We start from the raw sequence: 4774 nt of genomic DNA, 5'->3' as shown, positions 1-4774 counted from the left end.
CCGTTGATGAATTTCATCCTTAAATATAATAAAAACCAACGAGTTATGCAAATTATTTGAACGATTTTTACTACAATTTATTTAACAGGGAGAAAGGAGGTTATTAGACAGTTTGACGTTTCGCCGCTTGGCGAGGTTGCGAACTTCGTAACCCATTAATTTCCGTTAAAGATAAAATTTCTTGCGAAACGTAAAGGTGAATTTACCACAAAATTCGCAATCTTGCCAAACGGCTGTTGTGCGTTCGTGGTGCAATATTCATTAATGTTAATTTATTCAATAATAATTTTCTTTTTATGAATATTATTGTTTTCGTCTTTGATAATAATTAAATATAGTCCTTTTGTTAAAGAACTTACATCAATATCAGTATTATATTTTTTTATTGAGGTGGTTATAATTACTTTACCTAAAGCATCATAAAGTATAGCTTCTTTGAGATTTTCCCCTGATACTGTTAAATGATCTTTAGCAGGATTAGGAGCAATTTTAATCAATGATTCTGACGAGTTAAATTCAGCATTTGAAAGTGTGTTAACTGATAGATTATATGTTTGAGCTGTTGAAGTCTGATTAAAGATATCAATCAAAGTAACTTTTACAGTATAATAACCACTATTTAAATTATAATTTATTGTAGCACTCCTTTTTTCAGGAATTGTGTATTGTTCAGTCTTAACAATATTATTCATGTTGTCAATTATATCAATCTTTGCAGTCAATTGGGGTGATTTATATTCATCTATTGTCCAATTTACATTTGTTATACCTGCACTATAATTGGCATTCACTGAAGTAATAGTTCCTAATGTTAACGCTGGTACTGTTCCTTGATTGGTTTGAGATGGAAGATTTAATGTTCTTCCGTTGTTGAAAGCAGTAGAACGTATTGTATTACCACCATGTTGCATATAATAAGCATTTTCTGTATTATCATAATGAGCATTAAAGCTATTGTGGTATATTCCATTTCTTTGAATGTCCCCTGTACTGTTATTGGCACTAAAATATGCACTGGTATTTTTTTCCCAATTGCCATTGGTATTCAAGTTCCAACAGTCCTTAAAAAATGCACTTCTGATCTTACTACCATTCCATGAAGAATTCCATCCGTCCCAATTCTCTAAAAAAGCATCGTTTGTTCCAGTTAAATATTTATTTGGGTCAGGAATAGAAAGTGTAGCGGTATGAAACCATTTTCCAGTTGAAACGTTATTTATAAAAGTAGCAATATAAAGTTTTCCATTAGCTTTCCAAGACCTATTTACCAAATTGTACCAAGTATTAAGTACCCAATTGTAAGGATTTATAGTCTTCCAGCCGTCACCTTCCCCACCAAATCGACTTATAAAAGTCGTTGGATTATGATAGTCTACGGATGAATAAATTCCCGCAAGAGTATTAACGTCCCATAAAGAAGATATTAAGATGTTTGGGGAGCCATAGGAAGTAGAAGGAGTTTGTTGAAGTCCTGTATATCCATTAGTAAACCAATTAACTTCAAAGTATGATGTGTTCGCTGATTGAACTATTTTGATTTTTTGCATTTTCAAAATAGCATCATTAGAAGGAAAGTAGTAGGTCAAATGCATTGAAGGTGCTGCGTTTTCTTGAGCAACAGTTCTAACTGTCATAAAAAAAACGCATAAAGTGAGTAATAAAAAATTAATTGTTTTCATGTTTTCTATAATATTTATCTTTCTGTTAATTGTGTTATACCATGACGCACAACGTTCTCGCGCTACAAGCAGTTTGGGATTAAATCAGCGTTATTTTTCGGATTTGCCAAATCTTCCAAATACAAACCAATTTTTCCATTAAGCCAAATCCCCAAATTGCTTGTAGCGTGTGTTACTGGAGGCTTGTTTTTGTCGAAATTACGATTAAACCGCAAATTTTTCACGCTTCTGTTGGCAAGTTCCAACTTTCACGTTTGTGATTTTCGGTTCGTAATTTTCAACATTTTATTTTCAATTATTTACTTTTCGCTTTAAAATTCTGCGCAAAAAATTTTAAGTTTTTGCTTTTCAGATTTCTATTGGCAGATTCCAATTTTCACGCTTCCGCTTTTCAAGTTTCTGTTAGCAAATTCCAATTTTCAAGTTTTGGTTTTTCAGGTTTCAATTTTTCAAGTTTCTGCTGGCAAGTTTCAATTTTCACGCTTCTGCTAGTAAACTTCTTGCGGAAACAAATGCTTATATTCTGATTGTTTTCATCTGCGTAATTTCGGCACAAGTCTCCAGTAACGTTCTCGCGCTACAAGCAGTTTGGGGTTAAATAAGCGTTGTCTTACGGATTTGCCAAATCTTCCAAATACAAACCAATCTTTCCATTAATCCAAATCCCCAAATTGCTTGTAGCGTGTGTTAGCTGATGTTTTTTTATTAGATATTTGGTAAGTATATTTTTAAAGCATTAATTATTTCTTCTTTTCTTTGACCTTTCAATAGTCTTATCACAAGATTTACATATTCACCTTCTTTGAGTCCAAAAATAGGAGCAATTCGGTCTGATAATTTTTTTCTATTGTAAATCCTAAGAGCTTTTTCCAAACTATGTTCTTTAATTGTTTCTTCAAATAAATGATAGCTAGATTTGTAAATTGATGAAACATCTATTTTAGATATTACTTCTGTAAATCCATCTATAAGACCTTGTTCATTATGTGCGAGTTTTGTAAATACGTTTAATCTAAATTGTATCTCTCTTTCTGCGTGATTAGTAATTTGAACATCAAATTCCTTTTTTAAGGAATCAATAACGTAATCTGTTACTTCTTTTATCTTTTGATTTGGATCAAGTTCAAAATGTGTGGAGACTATTCGAACAATTTGTTCAACACAGAATAGGTTTTCCACTTCTGCTACATTTATTGTGAAAATTTTTGCTTTTTCTAGTGCTTCAATTTCTTCTTTCGTTCTGTAATCTGCATCTATAATTCCATAAGCTTGTAGATGATGCAACGATGGCGTAGAAACCATTGCTTTTGTTGATTCAATTACTTTTGTGCAACCACCTCTTGGAATAACATGAAAGTCTGGATAAACAGCTTGATATAAAACAACATCATGACTTGAATCGTCACCTTCTGTGAAAATTATATTTTTTCTGTTACCAATTATTTCAATAATTAAATTTTCGGGAAAAGCATCTACTGCAGGAACTTCATCCCATTCCCAAGCTTTTCCATTATAATTTTTAATCCATATTTTAAATGCTCCTTTTCTTGAGGAAGCAAAATCTAAATCATGGGTTATGTAAATAAAGGATTTATTAGGACATGCTTCTTCAATTTTATTCCATAGCCTAGTCATTAAAGACTTATGTAAATGTATTTCTGGCTCGTCGATAATTATTATTGAGTTGTCTGGTACACAAAGGCATTGACCAATTAAATAAAGAGTAACTCTTTCACCATCACTCATATCTTTGCCATGATATTCTGGAATATTTGCTTTTTTTACAGTCACTTTGCTGTCTTCAAAAATAATTTCTCTTTGGGGCATTATATCGCTCCATAGTTTTATTATTTGGTCAATTACCGAGTCTGGAACAGGTATGTAAATCTGTTTGGCTCTAGTTTCTTTAGCATGTTCGGAATCTCTTTTAGTTGATTTTGCAAAAAGAGTTGAAAGAAGGAAATTATAATCATCTAAAAGAAAAGTTTCTGGACTACCTCCATATCGTGAACTAAGTTTTTGAGAGACGATTGCATATTGATCATGTCTGCCATATGTAAGGTCTTTTTCAGCTTGTTCGTGGGTTTTTATTGTAGCAGATTCTGGTAGATTTAAAGCCCTTTGTGCTAAAATTCGATGAACATTAATTTGATTTTGAATTTGATTTTCTATCCAGGTACCTAGTCTTGTTTTTCCTGCACCATTTCCACCAATTATGACAAAATTATTATCGGACTCTATTGTCTCGTGTTGTCCTTGTCCTGTTTTATTTGGTAAAATTATTGCTGATTTCATATATTTTCTTTTTGTATTGGATTCCTGATTCTGTGGTAAAATATCAGCTAACGTTCTCGCGCTACAGGCAGTTTGGGACTAAATTAAGCCCATTATTCGGATTTGCCAAATCTTCCAAATACAAACCAATTTTTCCATTATGCCAAATACACAAATTGATTGTAGCGTGTGTTAGCAGAAGGTGTTATCTTTTTTTATTACATATTAAATATTTACAAACTTCATCACTTTTCTCAATGAAAATTTTATCAGCATTCAGTCTTTCAAAAGTATATTCCGGCAAACTATTGTCTGCTCTGTATTTTATTATATTTTGAAGAAATACATTAATAATCTTTTTGTCAGTTTCCGTAATGTTTTTAGAGTCAAAATTTTCGATTCCTAATATCCAAATATCTGTATATTCTTGTTTAGGAGTTATTCGATTTTGTAATTTTGCAGACAACTCAAATAATGTTGCTTTGTTAGTTAAAAATAGTATTGTTGCTCGTGAATAGCTGTAGCTAGCATTTACTAATTGATAAGTAGCATAGACTTTATCATCAATTTTACGATGATAATCTCCAATTTCTATCTTAACGTTTTGTCCGAAGCTAATTCCAGCTTGAAAAAGTATATAAATAAAGATTAGTTTTTTCATTTTATGATGTTTTCTTTAGATATCAAGTCGTCAGACACTTTCTGCTAACGTCAGTTCGTCTAAAAACCTTTAAACGAACTCATTTTAGTTAATCAGTAAGTAAATATATATGATTTAAACTACAATTGAAACTCTTTTTGGAAAAAAGCATTCTTCATTC

At 31.5% G+C, this 4774-nt stretch carries 3 protein-coding genes; all 3 read right to left on the bottom strand.

Annotation, left to right across the window (positions count from 1 at the left end; genetic code table 11):
• Nucleotides 1-272: 272 nt before the first annotated feature.
• The 3 genes from ACP7AV_RS17005 to ACP7AV_RS16995 all read right to left on the bottom strand — a co-directional run bounded on the left by ACP7AV_RS17005 (nt 273) and on the right by ACP7AV_RS16995 (nt 4614).
• Nucleotides 273-1634 (bottom strand): DUF3472 domain-containing protein, encoded by a 1362-nt coding sequence (locus tag ACP7AV_RS17005; RefSeq protein ID WP_426092985.1) that lies wholly within the window; start codon nt 1632-1634, stop codon nt 273-275.
• Between the two features lie 750 nt (nt 1635-2384).
• On the bottom strand, nt 2385-3974 hold the full coding sequence (locus ACP7AV_RS17000) for a DUF4435 domain-containing protein (protein ID WP_426092984.1): 1590 nt from the start codon (nt 3972-3974) through the stop codon (nt 2385-2387).
• Between the two features lie 184 nt (nt 3975-4158).
• On the bottom strand, nt 4159-4614 hold the full coding sequence (locus tag ACP7AV_RS16995; protein ID WP_426092983.1) for a hypothetical protein: 456 nt from the start codon (nt 4612-4614) through the stop codon (nt 4159-4161).
• Nucleotides 4615-4774 lie beyond the last annotated feature (160 nt).

It is taken from the genome of Flavobacterium sp. DSR3-2, assembly GCF_049896525.1.
GTDB lineage: Bacteria > Bacteroidota > Bacteroidia > Flavobacteriales > Flavobacteriaceae > Flavobacterium.
This window is presented reverse-complemented; position numbering and strand designations above follow the sequence as displayed.

What these genes read in the sequence shown, in the direction of transcription:
- ACP7AV_RS17000 (WP_426092984.1), bottom strand. Translation starts at nt 3,974, where the DNA reads ATGAAATCAGCAATAATTTTACCAAATAAAACAGGACAAGGACAACAC.
- ACP7AV_RS16995 (WP_426092983.1), bottom strand. Translation starts at nt 4,614, where the DNA reads ATGAAAAAACTAATCTTTATTTATATACTTTTTCAAGCTGGAATTAGC.
- ACP7AV_RS17005 (WP_426092985.1), bottom strand. Translation starts at nt 1,634, where the DNA reads ATGACAGTTAGAACTGTTGCTCAAGAAAACGCAGCACCTTCAATGCAT.